4 protein-coding genes and 1 tRNA gene are annotated in these 2,773 nt (G+C 72.8%); 1 reads left to right on the plus strand and 4 read right to left on the minus strand.

Annotation, left to right across the window (positions count from 1 at the left end; all coding sequences use genetic code 11):
• Positions 1-18: 18 nt before the first annotated feature.
• The 4 genes from ACFU6K_RS35875 to ACFU6K_RS35890 all read right to left on the minus strand — a co-directional run bounded on the left by ACFU6K_RS35875 (position 19) and on the right by ACFU6K_RS35890 (position 1,914).
• Positions 19-105: transfer RNA gene (locus tag ACFU6K_RS35875), tRNA-Ser, on the minus strand.
• A gap of 67 nt (positions 106-172) precedes the next feature.
• Positions 173-700 carry a tRNA adenosine(34) deaminase TadA gene (gene tadA, locus ACFU6K_RS35880; protein WP_380670354.1) on the minus strand — a complete coding sequence of 176 codons (528 nt, stop codon included), beginning with the start codon at positions 698-700 and terminating at the stop codon, positions 173-175.
• Positions 701-750: 50 nt separating this feature from the next.
• Complete coding sequence (locus tag ACFU6K_RS35885; RefSeq protein WP_049650157.1) at positions 751-1,308, minus strand: tRNA adenosine deaminase-associated protein; 558 nt, start codon at positions 1,306-1,308, stop codon at positions 751-753.
• A gap of 369 nt (positions 1,309-1,677) precedes the next feature.
• Positions 1,678-1,914, minus strand: coding sequence for a hypothetical protein (locus ACFU6K_RS35890; protein WP_380670356.1), 237 nt, complete (start codon positions 1,912-1,914; stop codon positions 1,678-1,680).
• Between the two features lie 161 nt (positions 1,915-2,075).
• On the opposite strand from ACFU6K_RS35890, the gene upp reads away from it, so the two are divergent.
• Positions 2,076-2,711, plus strand: a complete 636-nt coding sequence (gene upp, locus ACFU6K_RS35895) for a uracil phosphoribosyltransferase (RefSeq protein ID WP_049650159.1) — start codon at positions 2,076-2,078, stop codon at positions 2,709-2,711.
• Positions 2,712-2,773: the final 62 nt, after the last annotated feature.

A 2,773-nucleotide genomic window follows, 5' to 3' on the forward strand; every position in this document is an offset into this window, starting at 1 on the left:
GGCCCTCGGGCTTTCGAGCGGTAGCGGTGGGATTCGAACCCACGGTGGAGTTGCCCCCACACACGCTTTCGAGGCGTGCTCCTTTGGCCGCTCGGACACGCTACCGAGAGGAACTCTACCGGAGGGGTGGCGCAGTCACGAAATCCGTATCGCCGCGGTGCCCGGCGGGCCCTCAGCGGTGGGTGTCGAAGAAGGCGCGCAGCTGCTCGCCGCACTCCTCGGCGAGGACGCCCGGGATCACCTCGGGCCGGTGGTTGAGCCGGCGGTCGCGCATCACGTCGAAGAGCGAGCCGGCCGCGCCGGCCTTCTCGTCGAGGGCGCCGTAGACCACCCGGTCGATCCGGGACAGCACGATGGCGCCGGCGCACATGGTGCACGGCTCCAGCGTGACGACCAGCGTGCAACCGCTCAGCCGCCACTCCCCGACCTTCTCCGCCGCCTGCCGGACCGCGACCACCTCGGCGTGCGCGGTCGGGTCGCCGACCGCCTCGCGCTCGTTGTGGCCGCGTCCGATCACCTCGCCGTCCGGGTCCAGGACGAGCGCCCCGACCGGTACGTCCCCGGTGGCCGGCGCCAGCGCGGCCTCGGCCATGGCGAGGCGCATCGGCGCCGCCCAGCGGTCGCGGACCGGGTCGGGGCGGACGGGGGCGGGCAGCGGGGGGACGTGCGGGACGGTCAGCGGAGTGGATGCGGGCTGCATGGCATCCAGTGTCGGGTATCCGGCGGTGGACACCGGCATGGCCGACGCCGCTACCGGACGGCCTCCAGGACCTCGCCGCAGCCCAGGGCCTCGGCGATCTCCTCCAGGGCGTCGCCCGGGACCGCGCCCTCGCCGCTGAGCGCCAGCAGCTCGTCGGCGGCGAGGCCGAACTCGGTGAGCAGGTGGGCGTCGCCGAGCGGGCCGACCGGGACGCCGCCGCGGGCGTCGGCGTCCTCCTCGTCCTGCTCCTCGGCCTCCTCGGCCTCGTCCAGCAGGTGGTCCAGGTCGCCGAACTCGCTCTCGCCGGCCTGGTCGACCAGCTCGTCGGTGAGGACGGAGCCGTAGGAGCTGCGGGCGGCCGCCGCGCCGTCCGACACGAAGATCCGCGGGTCCTCCTCGCCGTCCACGCGGACGACGGCGAACCAGGCGTCCTCCTGTTCGATGAAGATCAGGACGCTGTCGTCGTCCTGGGCGGATCCGCGGGCCAGGTCGGCCAGATCGGCCAGGGTTTCGACGTCGTCGAGCTCCGTCTCGCTCACATCCCACCCGTCCTCGGTGCGAGCAAGCACTGCAGCGAAGTACGCCACCAGGGACACTCCCAAGATCATCGGTCTCGGCTGTCGGCGCGCACGGGCAACGCGGAAATCTGGCCGCCCCCGCGCCAGAGGCGGTCCGCTTGTTCGGACCGTCCCATCGGAATCGTGACAGAAAGCCCGCCCTTGCGGGGGGTGTTCTGCAGCGCGTCTTTGCAGGTCGTGTCGGAAGGACCGGGTGGCGGACGGCGAAGCCGGGCCGGGGCGGTCCGAAGCCGGTCGAAATTTGCTCCGAACGCCCGGCGGGGCCGTTCGGGTCCCTTCCCGGGGCCGTCCGGGTGTCGCATCGGACGGGCGTCAGGGCGGTGTCAGGGCTGCGTCAGGGCGGTGTCAGGATGGTCCGGGGTGCCACCCGAGGCGGTTCCGGGGGCGGTTCCGGGCCCGTCAGATCCGGAAGGTCCGCATCCGCATCGCCTCGCGCATCCGCCGCTCCTTGGTCCGCCGCGGCTGGACCCGCTCCCGCAGCTCGCGCGCCTCGGTGAGCTCGCGCAGGAAGACGGCCCGCCGCTTGCGGCGCTCCGCTTCCGTCTCCGGGTGGTCGTACGGCGGGCCCGGGCTCCGGCCCGCCCCGTCGACGGGCTCGTCCGTCGAGCCGTCCCCAGGGTTCGGGTTGCTCGTCATAAGAGGTGACATTCCCAGAACGGCCCGGTTGATACCACAGCGGGCACTTCCGTCCGGACGGCCGCGCCGGGTCACGGCGTGTCACAGGAGCGTCACCCGGACCGGCGCCCCGGGGGCACGGCGAGTCGTACACCCGTCCAGGACCGGGCTAACCTCGATACATGCGTCTCCACGTTGTTGACCACCCCCTGGTCGCCCACAAGCTCTCCACCCTGCGCGACGAGCGCACCGACTCGCCGACCTTCCGTCGCCTGACCGACGAGCTGGTGACCCTCCTCGCGTACGAGGCCACCCGGGACGTCCGCACCGACGAGGTGGAGATCACCACGCCCGTGGCGGTCACGCTGGGTACCCGGCTCAGCTACCCGCGCCCGCTGGTGGTCCCGATCCTGCGGGCCGGCCTCGGCATGCTGGACGGGATGACCCGGCTGCTGCCGACCGCCGAGGTGGGTTTCCTCGGCATGGTCCGCAACGAGGAGACCCTGGAGGCCTCCACCTACGCCACCCGGATGCCGGACGACCTCTCCGGCCGCCAGGTCTACGTGCTCGACCCGATGCTGGCCACCGGCGGCACCCTGGTCGCCGCGATCAGGATGCTGATCGAGCGCGGTGCCACCGACGTCACCGCCGTGGTGCTGCTGGCCGCCCCCGAGGGCGTCGAGGTGATGGAGCGGGAACTGGCCGGCCTGCCGGTCACCGTCGTCACCGCCGCCGTGGACGAGCGGCTCAACGAGAACGGCTACATCGTCCCGGGCCTCGGCGACGCGGGCGACCGGCTGTACGGCACGGCCGGCTGAGCCTCCCCACCCGAACCACCGAACACCGAGAGCTGTCCGTCGGGCTCGCGCTCGCCAGCGTC

The sequence above is a fragment of the Kitasatospora sp. NPDC057512 genome (genome assembly GCF_042802135.1).
In the GTDB taxonomy this organism is placed as follows: Bacteria; Actinomycetota; Actinomycetes; order Streptomycetales; family Streptomycetaceae; genus Kitasatospora.